Source organism: Mesobacillus sp. (genome assembly GCF_047739415.1).
GTDB lineage: Bacteria > Bacillota > Bacilli > Bacillales > Cytobacillaceae > Mesobacillus.
Genome location: NZ_JBIQOE010000241.1, coordinates 1 through 2,129 on the forward strand (window position 1 = coordinate 1; position 2,129 = coordinate 2,129).

At 39.8% G+C, this 2,129-nt stretch carries 3 protein-coding genes; 2 read left to right on the forward strand and 1 reads right to left on the reverse strand.

Annotated elements, in window-relative coordinates; translation table 11 throughout:
• Positions 1-247, forward strand: a 247-nt coding sequence (locus ACH0QE_RS18935; protein ID WP_415802039.1) for a hypothetical protein, incomplete at its 5' end; no start/stop codon positions are given.
• An 83-nt stretch (positions 248-330) separates the two neighbouring features.
• Here the strand turns inward: ACH0QE_RS18935 and ACH0QE_RS18940 are convergent.
• Positions 331-1,587, reverse strand: a complete 1,257-nt coding sequence (locus ACH0QE_RS18940; protein ID WP_415802040.1) for an IS110 family transposase — start codon at positions 1,585-1,587, stop codon at positions 331-333.
• Positions 1,588-1,884: 297 nt separating this feature from the next.
• On the opposite strand from ACH0QE_RS18940, the gene ACH0QE_RS18945 reads away from it, so the two are divergent.
• Positions 1,885-2,129, forward strand: a 245-nt coding sequence (locus ACH0QE_RS18945; RefSeq protein ID WP_415802041.1) for a metal-sensing transcriptional repressor, incomplete at its 3' end; no start/stop codon positions are given.

Sequence of the window (2,129 nt, forward strand, 5' to 3'; positions counted from 1 at the left end):
ATCTATCACTTACTCTAGAAATGGAGATATGAAAGAAGCAATAGAAGCAGCCAAAAAAGCTTGCGAACTCCAGTATAACCTAACCTATAGGTACCATCTTCAAATCTTACAGGCCAAAAATCTAGTCATGGTTGCAGTAGATTTGATGAAAAAAGGGATACTTACAGAAGAAATTGAAAATATATTGAATCAAGCTAAAACACTGGATCCTTTAAATATTGAGGCTTACCTTATCTTAGGTATCTAGCGTGAAAAATAAGCTTAAATTTGGTAAAAAAGGGCGCAGCAAACTAAGGTCTTTAAAGACCTAAAAAAAATCAAGCTTTGGTTTTAAGCTACAGAAATGTCAGAAGCCTTTATTATACCTTGGGCAATTAGGAGTTTTATTGCCTGATTAATAGCTTTCTCTTTCTGCTTGTCCTGCATTTCTTGTGGCATATCAATTTTATACAAGTCGCTTGGATTCCACACTTCGCCAGTAACAAACATATTGTATATGGCGGTGAGTATCATCCTTGCAATAGCGATTATGGCTCTTTTTTTGCCTCTCCTTTTAGAAATGCGTTCGTACTTGATTTTGTAGTAAGGAGACTTATCCGATTTCACGGCTGCATGGGCAACTTGTACCAATGCAGGTTTGAGGTATACACCGGCACGTGTAATACGGACAGATTTCTTCTTACCAGCAGATTCATTATTGCCAGGTGTTAGTCCCGCCCAGCAGCACAAACGCTTGGAGTTGGCAAATTGAGACATATCTGTACCAATCTCGGAGATAATGGTGATTGCAGATGCTCTATTAACTCCGGGAATGGTACATAAAAGGTTAATGGCACTTTCATAAGGTTCGACCAACTTATCCAGTTTTTCGTCCAGTTCAGCAATCGAATTGGTTACGAAGTCGAGGTGAGAACGAACCATGATCATACGTTCTTTTTGTTCCTGAGTCATTTGGTATCCTTCAATAGATTCAACCACGTTATCTGCTTTTTTTTTCAAAGATTTATGAAGAAGAGAAGTACAGTATTCCGGGTCAAAGGTATCAGAGGAAATCAGATAGTCCGTGATGGAAGTGGCAGATTTGCCAAACATGTCGGAAACGACAGCATCAAGGGCTACATTACAGACTGTGAAAGCGTTTTGAAAACGGTTCTTTTCACTGCTTCTACAAGAAACAAGTTTAGAACGGTAGCGAGTGTATTCACGAAGAATACGGACTGGTTTATTAGGGATATAGCTTCCTGGTACTAAACCAAGGCGGAAAAGGTCAGCAATCCACTTAGAATCTTTTTTATCATCCTTATTTCCTTTTACAGCCTTCACCCATTTGGGGTTAGCAACAGTCATACGGATGGTATCTTCCAAAAGATTGTAGACAGGAACCCAATATTTCCCGGTCGATTCCATGCACATATCATAGCAGTTGTTATCAATCAGCCACTGCTTGAATTGAAGAATGGAATTGTTAAAAGTAGAAAATCTCTTTTTTGAATAATGAGGGGTAATCCCCTGTGAAGTAATAATTGTGGCGACGAGAAAAGTCTTATGCACATCGACACCGCAACAGATAGGATAAACAACTTTCATGGCACAGCCTCCTTTCATAATTGGAGGAAGAAGACATTGACTGAACCATCACACATTTAACAAAGAGCTAAAACAATGATTAGCGTGCGGTCTTATAGAACCACTTATTTGTGCTTGAAAGATGATTCTTACACTGGTTATTATACTGTTTTGAACTGAGAAGTAATCTACGACTCACCTCGCCGTGCTTTGTAGTATATCTTCTCCTTAAGTTAATCATAGCAAAGTGGTGAAAGCCGCACACCATTTTTCATTACTATTTGTGCCGCCAGCGCTAGCGGCGGAATGGAGGTTATTATGAGTGAGCATCATCATGTGCATAAACAACGCAAGCAAGTTGTGAACCGGCTGGCTCGAATCGAAGGCCACGTGCGCTCCATTAAAGAAATGGCCAATGAAGAACGTGATTGTTCCGAAATTCTTTTACAAATCGCTGCTGTCAGAAAAGCATTAGACAGTACGGCCAAAGTTTTACTCAAAGATCATTTGGAAAGTTGCGTAGTCGATGCAGTGCACCACGGAAATCAAGATAAGGTACTGGA

Coding starts and splice junctions, on each gene's coding strand:
- ACH0QE_RS18940 (WP_415802040.1), bottom strand. CDS start 1,587: ATGAAAGTTGTTTATCCTATCTGTTGCGGTGTCGATGTGCATAAGACT.